The 20,588-nt window shown below is 63.9% G+C and carries 20 protein-coding genes; 11 read left to right on the top strand and 9 right to left on the bottom strand.

All coding sequences use genetic code 11. The annotated features are described in order from the left end of the window. Nucleotides 1-17: 17 nt before the first annotated feature. The 4 genes from galK to R4P47_RS21030 are packed head-to-tail and all read right to left on the bottom strand — an operon-like array spanning nucleotide 18 to nucleotide 5,161. The gene (gene galK / locus R4P47_RS21045; protein WP_317785621.1) at nucleotides 18-1,184 is read right to left on the bottom strand and encodes a galactokinase; all 1,167 of its coding nucleotides are present in this window, start codon (nucleotides 1,182-1,184) and stop codon (nucleotides 18-20) included. After that, entirely contained in the window at nucleotides 1,181-2,326 is a 1,146-nt protein-coding gene (gene galT, locus R4P47_RS21040; RefSeq protein ID WP_317785620.1) for a galactose-1-phosphate uridylyltransferase, read from the bottom strand. The genes galK and galT overlap by 4 nt, the downstream gene beginning before the upstream one ends. Then, nucleotides 2,313-3,128 (bottom strand): DeoR/GlpR family DNA-binding transcription regulator, encoded by an 816-nt coding sequence (locus R4P47_RS21035; protein WP_269595787.1) that lies wholly within the window; start codon nucleotides 3,126-3,128, stop codon nucleotides 2,313-2,315. Before R4P47_RS21035 ends, galT begins: the two co-directional genes overlap by 14 nt. Then, nucleotides 3,128-5,161 carry a beta-galactosidase gene (locus tag R4P47_RS21030; protein ID WP_317785619.1) on the bottom strand — a complete coding sequence of 678 codons (2,034 nt, stop codon included), beginning with the start codon at nucleotides 5,159-5,161 and terminating at the stop codon, nucleotides 3,128-3,130. The genes R4P47_RS21035 and R4P47_RS21030 overlap by 1 nt, the downstream gene beginning before the upstream one ends. Nucleotides 5,162-5,372: 211 nt before the next feature. Between R4P47_RS21030 and R4P47_RS21025 the strand changes: the two genes are divergently transcribed. The 4 genes from R4P47_RS21025 to R4P47_RS21010 are packed head-to-tail and all read left to right on the top strand — an operon-like array spanning nucleotide 5,373 to nucleotide 10,675. Beyond that, nucleotides 5,373-6,668: an ABC transporter substrate-binding protein gene (locus R4P47_RS21025; protein WP_317532959.1), complete on the top strand. Its 1,296-nt coding sequence runs from the start codon at nucleotides 5,373-5,375 to the stop codon at nucleotides 6,666-6,668. Between the two features lie 49 nt (nucleotides 6,669-6,717). Then, the gene (locus R4P47_RS21020; protein WP_068045284.1) at nucleotides 6,718-7,617 is read left to right on the top strand and encodes a carbohydrate ABC transporter permease; all 900 of its coding nucleotides are present in this window, start codon (nucleotides 6,718-6,720) and stop codon (nucleotides 7,615-7,617) included. Next, nucleotides 7,617-8,546 (top strand): carbohydrate ABC transporter permease, encoded by a 930-nt coding sequence (locus tag R4P47_RS21015; protein WP_269595789.1) that lies wholly within the window; start codon nucleotides 7,617-7,619, stop codon nucleotides 8,544-8,546. Before R4P47_RS21020 ends, R4P47_RS21015 begins: the two co-directional genes overlap by 1 nt. Further along, on the top strand, nucleotides 8,543-10,675 hold the full coding sequence (locus R4P47_RS21010) for an alpha-galactosidase (protein WP_317785618.1): 2,133 nt from the start codon (nucleotides 8,543-8,545) through the stop codon (nucleotides 10,673-10,675). The genes R4P47_RS21015 and R4P47_RS21010 overlap by 4 nt, the downstream gene beginning before the upstream one ends. A 78-nt stretch (nucleotides 10,676-10,753) precedes the next feature. Here R4P47_RS21010 and R4P47_RS21005 read toward each other — a convergent pair whose 3' ends face one another. Then, on the bottom strand, nucleotides 10,754-12,004 hold the full coding sequence (locus R4P47_RS21005) for a reverse transcriptase family protein (protein ID WP_317785617.1): 1,251 nt from the start codon (nucleotides 12,002-12,004) through the stop codon (nucleotides 10,754-10,756). A gap of 349 nt (nucleotides 12,005-12,353) precedes the next feature. Between R4P47_RS21005 and R4P47_RS21000 the strand changes: the two genes are divergently transcribed. Further along, on the top strand, nucleotides 12,354-12,761 hold the full coding sequence (locus R4P47_RS21000; RefSeq protein WP_068045290.1) for a DUF302 domain-containing protein: 408 nt from the start codon (nucleotides 12,354-12,356) through the stop codon (nucleotides 12,759-12,761). A 283-nt stretch (nucleotides 12,762-13,044) separates the two neighbouring features. On the opposite strand, the gene R4P47_RS20995 is transcribed toward R4P47_RS21000, so the two are convergent. Both R4P47_RS20995 and R4P47_RS20990 read right to left on the bottom strand, forming a co-directional pair. After that, nucleotides 13,045-13,308 carry a metal-sensitive transcriptional regulator gene (locus R4P47_RS20995; protein WP_011331580.1) on the bottom strand — a complete coding sequence of 88 codons (264 nt, stop codon included), beginning with the start codon at nucleotides 13,306-13,308 and terminating at the stop codon, nucleotides 13,045-13,047. Between the two features lie 115 nt (nucleotides 13,309-13,423). Then, the gene (locus R4P47_RS20990) at nucleotides 13,424-15,604 is read right to left on the bottom strand and encodes an MMPL family transporter (RefSeq protein ID WP_094670408.1); all 2,181 of its coding nucleotides are present in this window, start codon (nucleotides 15,602-15,604) and stop codon (nucleotides 13,424-13,426) included. Between the two features lie 135 nt (nucleotides 15,605-15,739). Between R4P47_RS20990 and R4P47_RS20985 the strand changes: the two genes are divergently transcribed. From R4P47_RS20985 to R4P47_RS20970, 4 genes are all read left to right on the top strand, one after another. After that, a complete protein-coding gene (locus tag R4P47_RS20985; RefSeq protein WP_068045302.1) occupies nucleotides 15,740-15,976 on the top strand; it encodes a DUF2892 domain-containing protein in 237 nt (78 codons plus the stop codon). Then, nucleotides 15,973-16,596, top strand: a complete 624-nt coding sequence (locus R4P47_RS20980; protein WP_317785616.1) for a class I SAM-dependent methyltransferase — start codon at nucleotides 15,973-15,975, stop codon at nucleotides 16,594-16,596. The genes R4P47_RS20985 and R4P47_RS20980 overlap by 4 nt, the downstream gene beginning before the upstream one ends. 325 nt (nucleotides 16,597-16,921) lie before the next feature. Beyond that, nucleotides 16,922-17,428, top strand: coding sequence for a DUF3558 family protein (locus tag R4P47_RS20975; protein WP_317785615.1), 507 nt, complete (start codon nucleotides 16,922-16,924; stop codon nucleotides 17,426-17,428). Between the two features lie 28 nt (nucleotides 17,429-17,456). Beyond that, nucleotides 17,457-17,843: a hypothetical protein gene (locus R4P47_RS20970; protein ID WP_317785614.1), complete on the top strand. Its 387-nt coding sequence runs from the start codon at nucleotides 17,457-17,459 to the stop codon at nucleotides 17,841-17,843. A gap of 118 nt (nucleotides 17,844-17,961) precedes the next feature. On the opposite strand, the gene R4P47_RS20965 is transcribed toward R4P47_RS20970, so the two are convergent. Together R4P47_RS20965 and R4P47_RS20960 are read right to left on the bottom strand one after the other, a co-directional pair. Further along, nucleotides 17,962-18,789, bottom strand: a complete 828-nt coding sequence (locus R4P47_RS20965; protein ID WP_317785613.1) for an SDR family oxidoreductase — start codon at nucleotides 18,787-18,789, stop codon at nucleotides 17,962-17,964. A gap of 168 nt (nucleotides 18,790-18,957) precedes the next feature. Then, complete coding sequence (locus R4P47_RS20960; RefSeq protein ID WP_068045319.1) at nucleotides 18,958-19,515, bottom strand: helix-turn-helix domain-containing protein; 558 nt, start codon at nucleotides 19,513-19,515, stop codon at nucleotides 18,958-18,960. A 66-nt stretch (nucleotides 19,516-19,581) separates the two neighbouring features. On the opposite strand from R4P47_RS20960, the gene R4P47_RS20955 reads away from it, so the two are divergent. Further along, the gene (locus tag R4P47_RS20955) at nucleotides 19,582-20,280 is read left to right on the top strand and encodes an AzlC family ABC transporter permease (RefSeq protein ID WP_317785612.1); all 699 of its coding nucleotides are present in this window, start codon (nucleotides 19,582-19,584) and stop codon (nucleotides 20,278-20,280) included. Then, a complete protein-coding gene (locus R4P47_RS20950; RefSeq protein ID WP_269595799.1) occupies nucleotides 20,277-20,588 on the top strand; it encodes an AzlD domain-containing protein in 312 nt (103 codons plus the stop codon). The genes R4P47_RS20955 and R4P47_RS20950 overlap by 4 nt, the downstream gene beginning before the upstream one ends.

Below are 20,588 nucleotides of genomic sequence, written 5' to 3'. Positions count from 1 at the left end.
GTGCTCCTTTGTAGAGGTTAGAAGAATCGATGCGCGGAGCCGGAGGGCTCGGCAGTCAGAAAAGTGGGTTCCGGCAGCCCGGATCGTGCTGCACCGGTGGCGATCTCGTCCACCACAGCCTGGACCAGCTCCGAGGGAACCAGCGCAATGGCAGAGCCGCCGAATCCCCCGCCGGTCATCCGGGCCCCGTATGCACCCGCGCGCAGCGACGCATCGACCGCACTGTCCAGCTCCGGTGAGCTGACCTCGTAGTCGTCTCGCAAGGACGCGTGCGAGGCCGTCATCAACTCACCGAGTTCGACTCCTGCGGCGCCGCGGTCGAGCAGTTCGGCAGACTGTTCGACTCGGCGAATTTCGCTGATCACGTGGCGAACTCGCGCGATCAGGGTGTCGTCGACGAGTCCCGATACCGCCTTGTCCAGATCGAGACCGCGCAGCGTCGTCACCCCCAATTCGGCGTACGCGGTGTCCAGCGCCTTCCGGCGTTCCCCGTACTGGCCGTCGACCAACCGATGCGGCGCGTTGGTGTCGATCACCAGCAACCGAGTTCCCGACGCGGCGAGATCGAGGGGAATCTGACGCGTCGAACCGTCGAGACAGTCGAGTAGCAGCGCATGTCCCGACTGGGCCGACATCGCGATGTTCTGATCCATGCCGCCGGTCGACGCACCGGCGATCTCGTTCTCGGCCCAAATACTGGCGTCGATCAACACTTTCCGATCGACCTGCAGATCGAAGAGGTCGTCGAGCGCCAGCGCGAACGAGCATTCGAGGGCCGCCGAACTCGACAGGCCCGAGCCCACCGGTACCGAGGAGTGCACGGCAACATCGGCTCCGCGAACCCCGTGTTCCCGCAATGCCCAGGACACGCCCGCAACGTAGGCGGCCCAGCCCGACGGCGTGCCCGGCCCGATGTCGCCGAGCTCACCGGTCCACGGCTCGTCGGTGTGTGTGGACACGGCACGCATCGTGGTGTCCTCGCGGCGCCGTACAGCGACTGCGGTTGCGTACGGCAGCGCGAACGGCAACACCAGTCCGCCTGCGTAATCGATGTGCTCACCGATGAGATTGACGCGTCCGGGAGCGACCCAGACGCCGTCGGGTTCGCCGCCGAATGCACTGCGGAACAACGCCGCAGCACCGTCGGCGAGATCCTCCTCGGGCACAACCTCGAGCCAATTCATGCCAGCACCTCGCGCAGGCGATCGGCGATCCGCTCGGGCGTGGTGTCGTTGACCCACGCACCCATCGCCGATTCCGACCCGGCCAGAAACTTCATCCTGCCCGGCGAGCGCATCATCGAAAACAGTTGCAGGTGCAGACGTCCCAGTTCGCGATCGGCTCCGACGGGGGCCTGATGCCACGCCGAGATGTACGGCACTTCGTCGACGCCTTCGAAGAATGCATCGACACCGCGCAGCAGCTCGCGGTAGACCCCGGCCAGTTCGTCTCGCTCTGCACCGTTCAGCTCGGCGAGGTCCGCGACGTCGCGACGAGGAGCGAGATGTACCTCGACGGGCCAGCGCGACGCCGCCGGGACGTACGCGACCCAGTGTTCGGCGTCGACCACGATGCGTCGACCCGAACGCAGCTCGGCGGCGAGTACATCGGCCAGCAGCACTCGGCCGGTGCGCTCGAAGTGTGTGCGCGACTGTCGCATCATGGCGTCGGTGCGAGGCGGAAGATAGGGGTAGGCGTAGATCTGACCGTGCGGATGCGTCAGTGTGACGCCGATTTCCTTGCCGCGGTTCTCGAAGCAGAACACCTGCTGCACGCCCGGTATTGCCGACAGAGCCGCTGTGCGATCGGCCCAGACGTCGATGATGGTGCGGACGCGGGAGAGCTCCAGCGAGACGAAGGAAGCCTCGGGATCACTGGCGAAGCAGATCACCTCGCAGCGTCCGGTGCCGGGCGCGAGCGGCCATAGCGCCTCGCCTTCCACCTCTGTCGGAAGCGTCTGTTGTGCAGCAGTTTCGGACAGTGATGGGAACCGGTTCTCGAACACCACCACGTCGTAGTCCGCAGCTGGAATCTCTGTCGCCGGCCTGTCGGGGCGGCTCGGTGCCAACGGCGACGCGTCGGCCGGGGGCAGGAACGTGCGGTCCATTCGCTGCGCCGCGATGACGATCCATTCGCCCGTGAGGACGTCGAATCGCATCTGCGACTGCGACATCGACGGTGAGAGAGCGCGGGTATCGACCAGGTCTCGGGTGGCTCCGCCGGAGACGTACGGCTCGGTGTCGTCGTAGTAGATCAGCTCGCGGCCGTCGGCCAGAGTGGTCGACGTCTTGCGCAGTGCGTGCGTCGTGGCGTCATGCGCGGTCATCGAGTACTCGTTCCTCGTTCGTGTCGACGGGCCGTCCGGCGATCACCACGTCGTCGACCACCTCGGACAACGCGTCCTGCACGCCGGGGTCGAGCCCGGCATCGGTGACGAACACGTCGACGCGGGAGAGCGGGATGGTGTTGGCGAGCGCGCGGACACCCCATTTGGTGTGGTCGGCCAGCACGATGACGCGTCGAGACGATGCCACCAGCGCCTGATTGGTCTGCGCTTCCATCAGATTGGGGCAGGTGAGCCCTGATTCGATGTCCACTCCGTGCGTTCCGAGGAACAGCATGTCCAGGTGGATGCTCTGCAATGCGCTGACGGTGAGTGGTCCGACCAGCGCATAGGAGGGCGTGCGTTGTCCGCCGGTGAGCAGGACGGTCTGATCCGTTCGGCCCCCGGTGTGGAAGACCTCGGCAACGGGAAGCGAATTGGTGACGACGGTTATGTCCGGGATGTCGAGTAGTTCCTGAGCGAGCGCATGCGTCGTGGTGCCGCCGGAGATGCCGATGGAGGTCCCCGGCCGCACGAACCGCGCTGCGGCCTTGGCTATGTCCGCCTTGGCATCTCGATCCAGTTCGGACTTCGCGGAGAAGCCCGGCTCGAACACGCTCGCCGATCGTGGCAGCGTGACACCGCCGTGCACCCGCTCGACCAGACCGCGAGCCACCAATTCGTTGATGTCGCGTCGAATGGTCATGTCCGACACCGACAGTGCAGTACCCAGGTCGGCGACCTTGACCGCACCCTGCGCGGTCACCTGGTCGAGGATCTTCTGCTGACGCTGATGGGCGAGCATCAGCTGTTCTCGGCAATCACTGCACTACCGCCGGCAGCCACGATCAGCTCACTGTCGACGTGTGCGCCGCTGACCAGGTCGGTACCGGTGGCCGGCACGCTCACCTTGTCACTTCCGTGATTGAGCACGAACAGCCAGGACTGCTCCCCCGCCGAGCGCCGCACGACCTCCACATCGGATCCCAGATCTCGTCGAGTCTCGATACCGGCTCCAGCGCAGAGCTTGTCGGCCAGCGTGGCCCAGCCGGCCGCGTCGGGAACGGTGGCCGCATACCAGGCAGCGCCGGTGCCGACGGTCCGCTTGGTCAGCGCGGGAACACCGCGCAGATGGCCCCTGGTGTGGCGCGCCAGCACATCGACATCCTCGGATGCGGTGAGATATTCACTCCAGATCTCACCGACGGTCTCGTCGTCGAGGGACAGGGTCTCGCCCTCGGCGAGCGGGAAGAACTCTTCGACGCGGACTCCGAGCAACTCTCGGAAGGCCCCCGGGTAGCCGCCGAGTCGCACGTGGTCGTCCTCGTCGGCGATTCCCGAGAAAGCAGTGACGAGCACCTGCGCACCCGCCTCGGCCGCGTCGGCAATCCGCGCAGCGGTCTCGTCACTGCACAGGTAGAGGGCCGGAACCACGATCACGTCGTAGTCGCTCAGGTCCGTCGACGACGGGACGACATCGCAGGTCACGCCTGCGGAGGTGAACCCGTGATGGGCGCGGCGGGCAATCTCCATGGGCTGCATCGCCATCGACGGATGACCCTCCTGCTCGCACGCCCACTGGGAGGCCCAGTCGAAGAGCACGGCGACCCGAGCGTCGACGGTGCTGCCTGCCACCGGGGCCATGCGACGCAGTGCCGCACCGAGTTCGACGACCTCACGCCACCGGGCGGAGTCCTCGCCCGCGTGCGGCACCAATGCGGAGTGGAACTTCTCCGCGCCGGCCTTGGAGGCGCGGAACTGGAAGTAGGCGATGCCGTCTGCTCCACGTGCCATGTGCGCCAGCGAGTTCCGCATCATCTCACCGGGCACCTTGGCGCGGTTGATGTGCTGCCAGTTGACGGCGCTGGTGGAATGCTCCATCAACAACCAGGGTCGACGGCCGGCAACGCCGCGTGTGAGGTCGGCCGAGAACGAGAGCTTGTGATGCGCTGCGCCGTCGCCGGTCTCAGGGCCGACGAGGTAGTGGTCGGTGGAGACGATGTCCTGTTCCGGAGCCCAGGACGCGTAGTCCATGTTGCCTGCGAGCGCGGGGCCCTGGCCCATACCCACCATGAAGTTGGTGGTGACCGGCACGTCAGGGGTGATGCGGTTCAGCACTGCCTTCTCGGCGCGGTACTGCTCGAGGAGTGCGTCGGAGCAGAAACGGCGCCAGTCGAGTTGGTGCGTGGGATTACCGAACGTGGTGCTCACCGACGGGGGAACGATCTCGTCCCAATCGCTGTAGCGCTGGCTCCAGAAGTCGGTGCCCCACGCGGTGTTGAGGGTTTCGAGGTCGATGTACCTGGCGCTGAGCCATTCCCGGAACGCGTGCGCGCTGTCGGCGGAGTAGCACAGGGCATTGTGGCAGCCGAGTTCGTTGGAGACGTGCCACATCGCGAGCGCGGGGTGCTCGCCGTAGCGGTGCGCCATCTTCTCGACGAGCGCGAGTGAATGTTCGCGATACACGGCAGAACTGGGGCTCCACGTCTGACGGCTGCCGATGGCGTACCGGTAACCGCGCTCGTCCACCGGGCGCATCTGCGGGTACGCAGTGGCCAACCACGGCGGGGGCGACGCGGTTGCCGTGGCCAGGTCGACGCGAATATCGCCCTCGTGCATCAGATCCATGACGCGATCGAGCCACTCGAAGTCCCACGTCGTGGCGGTCGGCTGCAGACGAGCCCAGGAGAAGACGCCGACGGTCACGAAGTCGACGCCGGCCTCGTGCATGAGTTCTACGTCGCGTCGCCAGACGTCCTCGGGCCACTGCTCGGGGTTGTAGTCGCCCCCGAAGGAGATTCCCTGGGTCGGCCAGGTGCTGCGTCGCGCTGTGTCCATGCTCACAATATGAACGAGACGTTCTCAGATGTCAACATGAATGAACATTTTCTTACTGACGCTGGTGAGCGGGCATCGAAGAGCTTGACAGGCGCCGTGGCGTCGTGTTTCTGTAACCTGCATCACCCCGAACGGTCAGTCGAGTACCGCGGAACGCACAGCGGAATGTTCACTTCTGATCGTTATCGATATTTTCCGTCGAAGGACTCTCATGAACCCACACGAGTGGCCGCGTACCTGGCAGCCGTCTCGGCGCGACTTCCTCAGGTCTGCGCTCGTCGCCGCGGGTGCGATCACCGCAGGTGGCGTGCTGTCGTCGTGCTCGAGCAGTCTCGATCCCAACACGATCACGCTCGGCTCACGGCTGTCGGACAAGAACTCCAAGGTCGGCGTCGAGGACGTCGTCGCCATGTATCGGCAGCAGACCGGTGGCGACATCCGCGTCAACACCGTCGACTCGACGTCGTTCCAGGAGAACGTCAACAACTACCTCCAGGGCACGCCCGACGACGTGTTCACCTGGATGGGCGGCTATCGAATGAAGTACTTCGCAGACAAGGGTCTGGTGGAGGACGTCTCGAGCGTGTGGGCGAGCAACGGCGGCGGATACAGCGACTCCTTCAAGGAGAACTCGACCGGATCCGACGGCAATCAGTATCTGATTCCGTTCTTCTACTACCCGTGGGCAGTGTTCTACCGGCCGAGCCTGTGGGCCGAGCGTGGGTACGAACCACCCAAGACCTACGACCAGTGGGTCACCCTGAGCAAGCAGATGCAGGCCGACGGCGTCACCCCGATCGGCTTCGGTGCGCGTGACGGCTGGCCGCCGATGGGGACGTTCGACTACCTGAACCTGCGCCTCAACGGAGTCGACTTCCACCGCACCCTGTTGGCCGGTGACGTCAGCTGGACCGACAATCGAGTCCGCACCGTATTCGACACGTGGCGTGAGCTTCTGCCGTTCCATCAGCCGCAACCGCTGGGTCGAAAGATCGCCGACGCTCAGACGGCGCTGCTCAACAAGAGCGTCGGGTCCTTGGTCGCCGGCATGTTCGTCGCACAGAGCTTTCCCGCCGGACCCGACCGCGACGACCTCGACTTCTTTCCCTTCCCCGAACTCGACTCCGCCATCGGCAGTTCCGCGGTCGAGGCCCCGATGGACGGCTTCATGATGCGGGCCGATCCGCGCAATCGCCCCGGTGCCGAGAAGCTGCTGACCTTCCTCACCGGCCCCGAACCTGCCGTCGCCTACGCGAAGCAGGATCCGCAGGCCATCCCGGCACACCGAGACGCCGACCTGTCGGATTTCCCTGCGCTGGTCCGCAAGTCGGCAGACCTGGTCCAGAACGCCGGAGAGATCACGCAGTTCTTCGACCGCGACACTCGTCCCGATTTCGCGTCGATCGTCATGATCCCGGCCCTGCAACAGTTCATCGGCAACCCCAACGACGTCGACGGATTGGTCCGCAGCATCGAGCGTCAGAAGTCGGCGGTGTTCGGAACATGAATCCCGTTCGCCCCCACACCATTCACCCACGTCGAGATCAGGTAATGCCATGACCGCACCCGAACGGGTCAAGTCGCCGAAGATCAGGCGCAGTGTTCGCGAGAAGTGGACCATCGCGATGATGCTCGGCGTTCCCGCGATGATCGTCATCGGACTCGTCTGGATCCCCACGGTCTTCACGGTGATCCTGTCGTTCGCACGGTGGGACGGCATCGGCGGCACGTCGAGTATCGAGTGGATCGGTACCCAGAACTACGTCGACGCGGTCCAGGCATACCCACCGTTCCAGCAGGCGTTGCAGAACAACGTGCTGTGGCTGGTGTTCCTGTTCCTCGTCCCCACCGTCATCGGCATCCTGCTGGCGATCCTGCTGGACAAGAACCTCAAGGGATCTCGGCTCTACCAGAGCATCTTCTACATCCCCGTGGTGCTGTCGATGGCCCTCATCGGCTTCATCTGGCAGCTCATCTACTCCACCGAGGGCGGCGTCCTCAACAGCCTGCTCGGTACCGACGTCGACTGGCTCGGCGATCCGGACATCAACATCTGGGCCGTCATGGTCGCAGCAGGCTGGCGGCACACCGGCTACATCATGCTGTTGTACTTGGCCGGCCTCAAGGCCATCGACCCGTCCGTCCGCGAGGCCGCGGTGATGGACGGAGCCGGACCGATTCGCACGTTCTTCAGCGTCATCTTCCCGCTGATGAAGAACACCAACCTGCTGATCATCGTGATCACCGTCATCGAGGCGCTACGCGCTTTCGACCTGGTGTGGGTGATCAACAAGGGCCGCAACGGACTCGAGCTGATCTCGGCACTCGTGACGGCCAACGTCGTCGGTGAGGCGAGCCGCATCGGCTTCGGTTCGGCACTGGCCACCATCATGCTCGGCATCTCGCTCGTCTTCATCGCCCTGTACCTCGCCATCGTTCTTCGGAGCAAAGACTGATGACCACTTCACTCACGCGCACAGCACCTCCCGAGCGCGATCCGCTGACCCGCAATCGCGCGGCCGTAGCCAATCGTCGACGCGCGGGCACCGCGCAGATCGCGATATACGTGCTGCTGACGGTCATGGCACTGGCCTGGCTGTTTCCACTGGCGTGGGCGGTGTACAACTCGTTCCGCAGCTACGACTACGTGCTGCTCAACGGCTACCTGTCTGTTGGCGGCTTCACGTTCGACAACTACATCGACTCGTGGCAGATCGGCGGCATCCCGCACTACTTCCTCAACTCGCTGATCATCACCGTTCCGTCGGTGCTGCTCATCCTGTTCTTCGGCTCGATGGCGGCGTTCATCCTGGCGCGGTTCAGCTGGAAGTTCAACATCTTCATGTTGGCGGTGTTCATCGCCGGAAATCTGCTACCCCAGCAGACACTGCTGACCCCACTGTTCCGGCTGTACAACGCAATTCCGGTTCCGTACTGGATGAGCTCCTCGGGCTCGCTGTACGACAGTTACTGGGGACTGATCATCGTGCACGTCGCATTCCAGACCGGATTCTGTGTCTTCGTGCTCAGCAACTACATGAAGACCGTGCCCCACGAACTACTCGAGGCCGCGACCGTCGACGGAGCCGGACTGTTCCGGCAGTACTGGCAGGTCGTCATGCCGCTGTGTCGGCCTGCGTTGGCTGCACTCGCGACACTCATGGTGACGTGGATCTACAACGACTTCTTCTGGGCCCTGGCCCTGATGGTCAGCGGTGACAAACTTCCGGTGACAACGGCGCTGCAGAATCTGCAGGGCAGCTTCTTCACCGACACCAACCTGCTCGCCGCCGGATCGGTGCTGGTGGCCCTGCCGACAGTGTTGGTTTTCATTGCGCTGCAACGACATTTCGTCTCCGGTCTGACGATGGGTGCCAACAAGTGAGTTTCACCGTCCTGCGCCGTGACGGAGTCATGGTGATCCTCGGCCCGTCCTCCACCGCGGTTCCGGCCGTGCTGCACTGGGGTACCGATCTCGGTGAACTCTCCGATCGCGACCTCACCGAACTGCGCCGGGCCGCAATACCAGCGGTTCCGCACTCGAGTGTCGACGTACCTCGGTGGCTCACCCTGGCACCCGGCGGCGACGACGCCTGGCAGGGCACCCCCGCTCTGGCCATGCATCGCGACGGTTCGGTGCTGTACCCGCGGTGGGCAGATGTGACCATCTCCGTTACCGAATTCGGTTGCACTGTGGACGCTTCCGATGGCGAGCTCGGCGTCTCGTGGTGGATCGAACTGTCGCTCGAGGTCGGCGGATCGATGCGGGTGCGTCAGGGTGTCCGGAACGTCTCGGGCGTCCCCTTGACCGTCGACGGCGTCGTGACCCTGATGCCGTTGCCGGACAATGCAACCGAACTTCTCGACCTCACCGGCCGGCACTGCCGCGAACGCACCCCGCAGCGTCGACGGTTCGAGCACGGCACGGTGGCGCGCGCTTCGCGTCGCGGAAGAACCGGGCACGACGCCACCCTGGTACTCACCGCAGGCAGCGAGGGCTTCGGCTTTCGCAGCGGCGAGGTATGGGGCGCTCACGTAGCCTGGAGCGGCGATCACCTGCACCTGGCCGAGCGCCTGCCCGAGCGTGCCGGTCAGGCCTCCGGCGTACTGGGCGGCGGTGAGCTGCTCGCCCCTGGTGAGGTGGTGCTCCAGCCAGGTGAGACGTACACGACTCCGTGGGTGCATTTCGTGTACTCCTCTGCCGGACTGGACGGTTCGGCGCAATCGCTGCATCGCTGGATGCGCTCTCGCCCAGCACATCCCACATCCCCGCGGCCTGTGGTGCTCAACGTGTGGGAGGGCGTCTACTTCGACCACGATCTCACCCGGCTTCGCGGCATCGCGGACGTCGCGGCACGAGTGGGCGTCGAACGGTTCGTGCTCGACGACGGCTGGTTCCGCCACCGCCGCGACGACAAGGCCGGCCTCGGCGACTGGCAGGTGGACGACGGCGTCTGGCCCGACGGCCTGGCCCCGCTGTTCGATCACGTCCGAGAGCTCGGCATGAGCCCCGGCCTGTGGTTCGAGCCGGAGATGGTCAACCTCGACTCCGATATCGCTCGGGCGCATCCGGATTGGCTGCTCGCAGCACCGGGTCGAGTTCCACTCGAGTGGCGTCATCAGCACGTGCTGAATCTGACGCGCCAGGATGTCTTCGACTATCTCCTCTCGGCCATCGATACGGTGTTGGCGACCGAGCGGCCGGACTACGTGAAGTGGGATCACAACCGCGACTTGATGCTCGCGGTCGATACCGACGGGCGCGCTGCCGTGCATGCCCAGACCTCGGCGTTCTATCGGTTACTCGACGCCTTGCGGTCCCGACACCCGCAGGTCGAGTTCGAGTCCTGCGCATCGGGCGGAGCCCGCATCGACCTCGAGGTCCTCGAACACACCGACCGGGTCTGGGCGTCGGACACCAACGATCCACTCGAACGTCAACGGCTGCAGCGGTGGACGACGCAGTTGCTGCCGCCGGAGCTGATCGGATCCCATGTCGGGCCGCAGATCGCGCACACGTCCGGCCGTTGGTCCACGCTCCAATTCCGTTGCTTGACAGCCCTGTTCGGTCACGCAGGGTTGGAGATGGACGTCACCGAACTCTCGTCCGAGGATCACGAGTACCTGGCAGCCTGGACCACGTTGTACAAGGAACTGCGCGGGCTACTGCACACCGGTGACGTGGTGCGCTCCGACCACCCCGACCCGAGCGTCTGGGTCCACGGCGTCGTGGCAGCGGACTTCTCCGAGGCCGCGTACGCAGTGGTGCGGATGGACACCTCGGCCGAGGACCGCACGGATCGCGTGCGCCTCCCGGGTCTCGATCCCTCCCTCAGGTATCGCGTCGGATTCGTCCGTGAGCTCAGCGATCTCGGCAACGGCATTGCGCTGCCACCGTGGATCGCCGACGGCGGTGTACTGGAACTGTCGGGTGCGATGCTCGCGCAGGCCGGCGTGGCACTCCCGGTGTTGTTCCCACAGACCGGAGCGCTTCTGCGAGTGCGAGCCCTCTGAGGTGTATCGGCTCCTCAGTTCTGGATTCCCGCCTGCGATCGGAGGATGGAATCCGAATCCGAGGAGCTGATTCGCGGCTCAGTCCCAGTTCACCTGCGACGCCATACTCAGCAGCTTTGCTCGTCGCGTCTCGTTGGTCTCGCCGATGCGTCCGTAGACATGGGCCCGAAAGTCGTTGTGGTCGTTCCGGTTCTGTTCGGCAACGCCGGCGGTGATGCAGTTGTGCAGCAGCGCCCTGAGATTGTCGTACTCTTCTCGCGGCACTGCCGGCCACGAGTTGACGACGAGTCCGGTGAGCTGTTGTCTCTGATGCGCGCGTCGGACCCTGGTCTTGTCCGGATGGATCGTGAAGCCCTCGTCGTGGGCGATCTGGGAGGTCAGCCAGAGCAGTCTGTCGACGTCGACGTCCGCACCGCCGGAGAACGCCAGGTCGTCTGCGTATCGGCTATAGCGGGCTCCAACAGATCGGGCCAGTCCGCTGGCTCTGATATCGAGTTGTCGTGCAGCGAGATTGGCCAACGCAGGAGACGTGGGCGCACCCTGCGGCAGATGTGTCGCACGAAGCCTCGCTGCGGTGGGACGGTCCATCCCGATCAACTCGCCGGCCGGGGTGACCGTCGTACACAGCGCCGCGAGATTTGCCGCGACCCTCCGTGGGTAGCCGACTGCCTCGAAGATCGCGACCACTCGGTCGAACCCGATGGACGGGAAGAATCGTCGGAGATCCACCGAGATCACCACGTCGCGCTCGGCGTGGGGCATCGCAAATGTTCGCGGGCTGCGCGCCTTTCGGAAGCCGTGCGCCGCCGGATGCGCCGGTATTAGGTCTAGGATGCGGCGCAGTATCTTTCGCTGGATCTCGCGCAGTCGTGGTTTCGGAACCTCCAGCAGGCGGATTCCCTGCCGCTTGTCGAGTCGCGCAGACCGATAGTGCTGCAACGGGAACGGTGCGGTTCGGAGTCTGCCCTGCAGATCGGCGAACCATTCGATTTCGGAGATCGTCAGGTCGAGGGAACGAGCGAGCTGACCGGTCGTTTCGTAGCGTGGCACCTCGAAGCGCCAGGGTTTGCGGCCGGTACGCACTTGCGGTCGCTGCGAAGACCTCGAAGGCTCCGAGATGAACGGAAGGTCACGCAGCAGAACGAATATCGATGCCTCGTCGAACGGCGGGCTGGGATACAGATTGATGATGCGATCGGCCAACCACGACGCCTTCTCAGGCGTGAGACGCGCGAACGCGACCTCGAGGCCTGATCGCGTCCACTCGGCATCGGCCGCCAACCGAGCCAGTGTCGCAGCGGCCCGTGGGGACAATTCGCGTTCGGTCATGGACGGCTGTCGATCAGGTGAAGCGCTGTTACATGCAACGGCGCGGGGCGACCGAAATCTTTCGTCCTCGGAGCAGTCAAGCACGCGAAGCGTGCCGAGCTGCTTCGGACGCAGTGCTCGATTCTCGTGTGTACCCAGGGGTTGCCCCTGAGAGCGGAGCCCGCGGAGCGACCCAAAACACTGAGACCGGTCCCGCGGACCAACTCTCGCCCGCGCGCCGCTGCATACCTCCACCATGCCAAATCGACGCCGGTCTGTCAGCGGGATACGCGACATCTCACCGGCTGTGCGATACCCATGCGGGTATGCTCGGCATTGTCACCCTCGACAACCGAAGGATCGGAACATCATGACCGAATTGGCCATCAGCACGCGAGTGAACACCACGTTCGAGGACACTGTGGACGCCACTCGAAAAGCGCTGTCCGAACAAGGTTTCGGCATCCTCACCGAAATCGACATGCAGGCCACGTTGAAGTCGAAGATCGACGCCGACATCGAACGCTATGTCATCCTCGGTGCCTGCAATCCGCGATTGGCGAAGGGAGCGATCGACACGGATCGGCAGGTCGGGTTGCTGCTGCCCTGCAACGTCGTCGTCCGAGCCGACGGAGGCAGCACGATCGTGGAGGCGATGAATCCGCAGGTCATGGTCGGATTGTCCGATGCCTCCGGGCTTGCCGACGTGGCCGATGAGGCCACTGCGCTGCTGCAGGCGGCAATCATGACGTTGGGCGGCGACAGCGCCGTCGTGTGAACCACCACTCGACCTGACCACTATACCCCCTTGGGTATAGTGGAGTCAGGTGTTCGAGTGACAGAGGAGAAATCATGTGTAGAGCCGTCACGTGCAAGAAGTGCGGAAAGACGACGTGGGCAGGGTGCGGCCAGCACATCGACCAGGTGATGCGAGGCGTTCCCTCGTCGAATCGATGCAAGGGTCACGACGCCGATCCGCCGTCTCCAGGATTTCTGTCCCGCATGTTCTCCAGAAAATAGTCCTGCCCACCCCGTTCCATTGCGGGGTGGGCAGAAGATTCTCAGGCGAGGGCGAGAAACAGCTTCTCGAGTTCCGCTTCGCTCATCTTCTCGCCTGTCTCCGCTCCCGTGATGCACTCACGGAGTCCGGTGGCGACGATCTTGAAGCCTGCCCGGTCGAGAGCCTTCGACACCGCGGCCAGCTGGGTGACGACATCCTTGCAGTCACGACCGCTCTCGATCATGGCGATCACCCCTGCAAGCTGACCCTGCGCACGCCGCAGACGGTTCAATACCAATGCGATGCTTTCGGTGTCACCGGTCATGTCGTTCAGTCCTTCGTTCGATGAAACTCCAGTTTACCCCTAGGGGTAAGAGTGGTCGTGGTGGCCGAAGCCGGACGGCCTCGGCCACCACTGTGTTGCTCTGGATCGGTGACACTCAGCTGTGCGAGAAGCCGATCTTGGGGAGTACCGCACGCAACCACGCGGGTGACCACCATGCGGCGTGGCCGGTCAAGCGCAACAACACCGGCAGCAGAACCAAGCGGATGAGAATCGCGTCCAGCAATACGGCGACACCCAGAATGATTCCCATCTCCTTGGGTGGCAGTGGTTCGGCGAGCGCGAACGAGAAGAACACCGCGATCATCACCGCTGCCGCCGCGAAGATCACCCGACCCGAATGCGCCATTCCGTCGACCTGAGAACCGTGCGGATCACCGGTGTTCTCGTAGTGTTCCTTGACGCTCGACAGCAGAAACACCGTGTAGTCCATCGCGATTGCGAAGATCATCGCGAAGAAGAACACCGGGCCCCAACCGTTCAGGAATCCCTGCGGCGTGAAGCCGAGCAGCGACGAGCCGTGACCGTCCTGGAAGATCAGCTTCGCCACACCGAATGCCGCTCCGGTGGACAGCAGGCTGACCACGGTCCCCAGCAGGGCGATCAGCGGCGCCTGCAGCGCGATCAGCAGCAGCAGGAATCCGAGCACGAGGATCACCGACACCACGATCGGCAGATACTCGTTCAACGCGGTCTGCAGGTCCAGGTTCTCCGCGGGTGCACCGCCGACGATCGCTCCCTCGGGCAGCTCGGCGCGCAAGGCGTCGAGTGTGGTCTCGAGTGCGGGGTCCGACGGGTCCACGTTCGGGATGGCCTGCAGCATGACGAAGTCGGATCCGTCCATGGCGGGCATGGGCGGCGTCACCATCGATACGCCGTCGACGCTCGCTGCGATCTGCGCGGTCTGCTCCGCCTCCGATGTGGGGGCGATGATCTGCAGCATTCCTGGTGCACCTTCACCCATCTGTGCCTGCACCAATTCGTAGCCCTGCCGGACCGGAGCGTCCTCGGGCACAACCGAAATGGACGGCATGGCGACCTTGAGACCCAGAGCCGGAATCGACAGCGCCACCAGAATCAACAGCGAGCCAATGGCGAACGGCCACGGATGCTTGTGCAGCAACTGACCCCAGGACGCGAATTTCGGCGAACGGTGCACCTGACGCTTCGCGTACGGGAGGGAGCCGGCATTGACCTTGGCTCCGAGCTTGCCCAGAACTGCGGGGAGCAGTGTGAGGGTGGCCGCTAGCACGAACACCACCGCCAGCATGATGCCCACGGCCATCGTGCGTACCGCAGGTGCCGGTACGAGAAGCACGGCAGACAAGCTGATCAGCACGGTCAGACCGGACAGCAGGACTGCTTTGCCTGCCGTGTCCATCGTTTCTGCCACTGCACGCTGCGGGTCGATCCGTCCGGCGTCGATGGTCTTTCGGAGCGCATCCCGGAATCGAACGACGAGGAAGAGCGCGTAGTCGATACCGAGCGCCAGCGCGAACATCATCGCAAAGTTCATGGCCCACACCGAGATCGGCGTGATTTCGTTCAGCAGAACCAAGCCACCCGCGGATGCGACCAGACCGGCCAGCGTCAACAGCAGGGGCAGGCCTGCCGCGACGAGGGATCCGAACGCGAGCACCATGATCGCCAATGTGACGGGCCAGGAGATGATTTCGGCCTTGATCATCGCGTCGTGGTTGGCCTTGTTGAAGTCACTCCACAGCGCCGATGCTCCGGTCGGGTAGACCTCGATCGAGTCCGTGGAGGCTGCGGTCAAGTCGCCCTTGAGATCGTCGACGGCCTTCACCATCTCGTCGGTCGTCCCGTTCGCTCCACCGATGAGGATTCCGGTGTGCCCGTCGGGACTGATCGACATCCCCGGTTGCGGGGGGATCACCTCGGAAATCCGCGAGTCAGCGGCCAGAATGTCGGTGACCTCGGAGATGACAGCCGCGACAGCGGGATCCGTCACCTGCTCGGTGTCCGAGTGCACGACCACCTGTATCGCGGCAGAAGAGTTGCCGCCGAAGTGCTCCTGTGCGAGTTCGCGAACCTGGACCGACTCCGATCCGTTGGATTGCCAACCGGCACCGGCGAGAGAGCCGAACACCGACGGGGCAAACGCTCCCAATCCGATGATGACCACGAGCCACGCGGTGACCACCCACTTGAAATTGCCTGCCATGCGCGCACCGAAGCGCGCCAACGGCCCCCCGGTGATCCCTGGCGGCGAGCTGTCTGCAGAACTCTCGTCGGTTCGAACGTCCGTAGAACTCACTGTGTGTCCTTAAAGGTCGGGGGCGGTATCCGAACGGTAGCACGGTACCCCCGGGGGTATAAATGACACCCGAACTTGTACCCCCTAGGGTATACATGAACAACACCGTTCACTCAGAGAATCGAGCATCTCTTCATGTCATGTGCTGCAGGATCCGTCCGCCCGAGTATCGATCGCGCAGTACCGGCATTGGCAGGCACCGTGGTGCTCGCGAGCCTCGCGCTCACCCGACTACACGACCGTCGATGGCAAGCACTGACGGCGTTCGTCGGCGGAAACCTCGTGTTCTACTCGGCAGTGGGATGGTGTCCGGCGAGTCTTGTGATGCGACGATTGGGCATGGAGCAATCGACACCGTGCGCGAAGCCATGAATCGACGGCATGACAGGTGGCAGCGATACTGGGACAAGCAGTCGGTCCACTACGACAAGCACATGAACTTTCTCGACCGCGTTCTGTTTCGAGACACCCGATCCTGGATCTGCTCTCGAGCCACCGGGGAGGTGCTCGAGATCGCGGTGGGAACCGGCCTCAACCTCGACCACTACCCGGAGCGGGCGGCCTTGACCGGGATCGAACTGAGCCCGGACATGCTGGCGCGCGGTCGAACTCGTGCAGAGTCGGTGATGCCCGATGCCAATCTGATGCTCGGCAATGCGCATGGACTGCAGTTTCCCGACGCATCGTTCGACACCGTCGTCTGCACCTTCTCCCTGTGCGCGATCCCCTCACCCGACGTCGCTCTCGCGGAAATGACACGAGTGCTGCGGCCCGGCGGAACCCTTCTGCTGGCCGACCACGTCCCCTCGTCCTTGCGGGTCGTTCGATGGCTCCAGCGCCTGGTCGAACTGGTGAGCATCCCCGTGGGCGGTGAGCACTTCCTGCGACGCCCATCGCTCGCACTTGTCGGCGACGACACCTTCACCGTCGAGGACATCGAAAGATTTAACCTCGGACTCGTGGAGCGTCTGCAAGCGCGAAAGCGACTGTGACACAGCCCGACGCAGGGATCATGGAGTCGAATCGTCGGTGGCGTCCGTTCGATCGTGCAGTCATCGAGGCTGTTTCACCGACGCCGCACAGTGACGCACCTACGATGGCAACCCATCGGGCGATCGCGCTCGAGTACCGCCGATCTACGCCCCTCGCGGGAATCCGCACCCCCTGGACGCGGTGCGAATCCCCACGAGGGGCGTGAATTCGACCGTCTCGGGAACCGGACGATGCGGAACTGCGTCCAAGAACATAGGTGTTCTCGAGGAATGGACGACAGCGATGCACAGGGCACGTCGATGGCTCCCGGCAATGGCGATACTTATGCTGCTCACGGGCTGTGCGAGCGCTACAGGGGACGACGCGACTCCGACCGCGACCAGCACCACCATCGCAGCACCCACGACGCCATGGGATCCCTGCACCATCCCCGACGAGGCCATCGAGCGAGCGGGACTGAACGCCGAGACCAAGGAATCGGGGATATTCGGACGCGATCAGTACGGAATCAAAATCTGTGGATGGGAAGATCGCCCGCCGAACAACATGTATTACTTTTCAATATTTGCTGGATTGAAGGACATCGACTACATCGACGATCCGAGCGCCTTCGACCGGCTCTCTCCTGTTCGAGTGGGCACTCGTAACGCCACCCAGTACCAGCAGGTCGGTGCTGATGCGTCCCTCAATTGCGGCGTTGCCTTCGCCGCGGGGGCCCTGCTGCTCAGGGCCACCATCATCACGGACGCAACGGTCCGCAACCCTCCATACGACCCGTGCACGGAACTCAACGCCATAGTCTCCGCGCTCGATTCCGAACTGCCGACCTAGTGCCTACCGATCGAAGGATGCCGACGACGTGACGGAATCACAGCCCAACCTCATTGCACACTGGCAAAACCTCAATGCCCAGGCCGATGCGGGCACGATCACCATTCCGCCGGACGTGGCGAGCGAATGTGATGCAGCCTGTGCCGCCTACCTCGCGCATCTCAGTGATATGAAGCGCAAAGCGACCCAGCTGGGTGAATTCCAAGAATGGGGCAACTTGAAGTCCGCTCAGGATCTGCAGGCAAAGTTTCTCAGCCTGGCCACCGGCACAGATCGCTCTCTCGACATCATTCTTCAGCAGCACATCGACGTCATCGAATCTATGCGGATGCTTTTCCGTCGCTACTTTCAAGAGACTTCCGACACCGATGAGCGGACGTCGGCGAACATCAGTGCGCTTACTCCGGGGAACTGATCGACAGCACCACGACGCGAAAGGGGCGGCTCCAACCGGACCTGACGGTTCACCATCGACATCGATGCGCGGGAAGTCGCCGATCGGATGCGATGGTGAACGCTCAGGTGCGGCCTGATCAGCCTCCGTGTGCCTCGACGGCCACGGGCTGCCATTCGCGCCAGCTCGCGAGTCGCGATTCGTAGTCCTTCGTCGCGATCTGCAGCGGAGCCTCGCCGAAAAAGACTCGCAGCGGCGGCTTCTCGGCGTCGACGACCTTCAGCAGAGCCGACCGCGTTGCAGTCGGATCACCGGGAGTCGCCCGCCGGGCGCTGCGCAATTTCGTGGCCTTGTCCCGAATCGGGTCGTATGCGGCGATGTCGGTGGACTTCTTCGCAGACGGGCCGGACCAGTCGGTGGAGAACCCGCCCGGCTCGATCAGCGTCACGTGAATACCGAAGTCCTCGACCTCCTGCGCCAACGCCTGGCTGAATCCTTCCAGGGCCCATTTGGAGGCGTGGTACGCACCGACGTTCGGGAACGCGGAGATACCGCCGATGGACGACACCTGCAGAATGTGGCCGCTGCCCTGCGCACGCATGAACGGCAGTGCGGCCTGGGTCACCCACAGCGCACCGAAGACGTTGGTCTCGATCTGCGCCCGGGCGTCCTCTTCGGACAGTTCCTCGATCATGCCGAATTGGCCGTAGCCGGCGTTGTTGATCACGATGTCGAGTGAGCCGAACGTCTCGTGAGCCTGCTGCACGGCCGCGAAGTCGGCCGCCCGGTCGTTCACGTCGAGTTCGATCGGCAGAATCGCGTCGCCGTACTGCTCGACGAGGTCCTTCAGCGTGTCGGTGTTGCGAGCGGTTGCTGCCACCCGATCTCCGCGTTCGAGGGCTGCGATGGCCCACTCGCGTCCGAATCCCTTGGATGTGCCGGTGATGAACCACGTCTTCGCTGCCATGAATCCTGCCCCTCTCGATCTGCGGACAAAAGTAGGGACGACGTCCGCTGCAAACGCCTCTCGGCGAGTGGTCGCTCGAAGCGACAAATGGGGTGAGGCCCGGGGCTTGCCAAGCGAACGCCGTCGAAAGAGTCCAACGAGGCATGCCCGCCGACTATTCCCCCTACGTCAGCTGTGTTCCGTGATCATCACTGCCATGGTGTTCGGCTCAAGGGCCTCGAAGATATGCGGCACGTCGCCGGGGTAGGCAACGTAGTCGCCCGGCACCAGTTCGACGGCCTCCCCCATCGGGCCCACCATCGCCCGTCCCGCGCTGAGCACCACATGCTCGACGACATTCGGCGAGTGTGGGTCGGAGCGCCTCGGTTCACCGACGTCGGCGCTGATCAGATAGATGTCCCGCCGAGCGTTCGGTGGAGACGACGCCAGCAGCGTCGCCGTGTAGTCCGCCCTGTCCGACGCGAATCTCGGACCCTCCCCCGCACGAATCAGGCGGACCGACTGCTTCGCGGGCTCGACCAACCTGGAGAACGGCACGTCCAGGGTGACACTGAGCGCCCAGAGAGTTTCGAGGCTCGGGTTCCCGGTACCCGATTCAAGCTGCGACAGAGTCGATTTCGCAATCCCTGCACGACGCGCAACTTCTGCGAGCGAAAGTCCCACCCGTCGTCGTTCCTGCTGGAGAGCGGCAGCTATTGCCGCGATCGGTGGACCGGTATCCGCCATTCGTTCACTCCATCGGTACGTTCGTTTGATTTGACGAACAGCCTAACATCGTCCACTATAACGACCATGCGTTCGACATGGCGAACCCTGCACGGGGTCAACATCCGCGACATCGCGTTGGTCTGTGTGGCCGACGCTCTGGTCGGGGCATCGTTCGGTGCCATCTCGGTGGCAGCGGGTCTGCCCCTGTGGCTGCCGGTCGTGATGTCACTGGTGGTCTTCGCCGGGTCGTCCCAATTCATTTTCGTCGGCATTCTGGCGGCAGGCGGCAATCCCGTTGCCGCCGTCGCCAGCGCGTTGCTCGCCAACATCCGACTGGTTCCGCTCGGCTTCTCCATCGGTGAGGTGTTTCGCAACGTCTCTCCGATGAAGCGACTAATCGGAACTCACCTCATCACCGACGAGGCAGTGGCCTTCAGCGTTGCCGAAAAGGACGAGGGCAGCCGTCGAACAGCGTTCTGGCTGTGCGGGATCGGACTGTTCGTCACCTGGAACATCGGCGTCGTGATCGGCACGCTCGGCGGCGGTGCGATCACCGATACCGCCGCACTCGGTCTCGATGCCGCATTCCCTGCGATCCTGCTGGGACTGATCATGCCCGCGCTCCGAGACCGGGCCACCCGCAACGCAGCCCTCGTCGGAGCATGCATTGCGCTCGTCGCCTCGATGTTCCTGCCCAGCGGACTACCCGTGCTCTTGGCACTGGTCGCCGTCGTACCGGTCATGCTCTCCAATGCTCCTGTTGCACAGAAGGAATCCGCATGAACCTCACGATTCCCCTGCTCGCACTGGTCATCGGCACCTACGCGCTCCGCATCGCCGGCCCGGCACTGAGGACCCGAGTCGCCATCTCACCCCGGATCGACAAGGTGATGACCACTGCCGTCGCCGTCATCTTCGTGGCACTGGTCGCCACATCGACCCTCCTCGTGGGCAAGGACTTCGCCGGATTCGCGTTGCCCGCGGGAGTCGCCGTTGCCGCCGTACTTGCCTGGCGACGAGCGCCGTTCGTCGTCATCGTTCTCGCCGCTGCTGCCACTACTGCGGCACTTCGATGGGTCGGCGTCAGCTGA

Origin of the sequence: Rhodococcus sp. IEGM 1370 (genome assembly GCF_033142325.1) — a bacterium.
Classification (GTDB): domain Bacteria; phylum Actinomycetota; class Actinomycetes; order Mycobacteriales; family Mycobacteriaceae; genus Rhodococcoides.
This window is presented reverse-complemented; position numbering and strand designations above follow the sequence as displayed.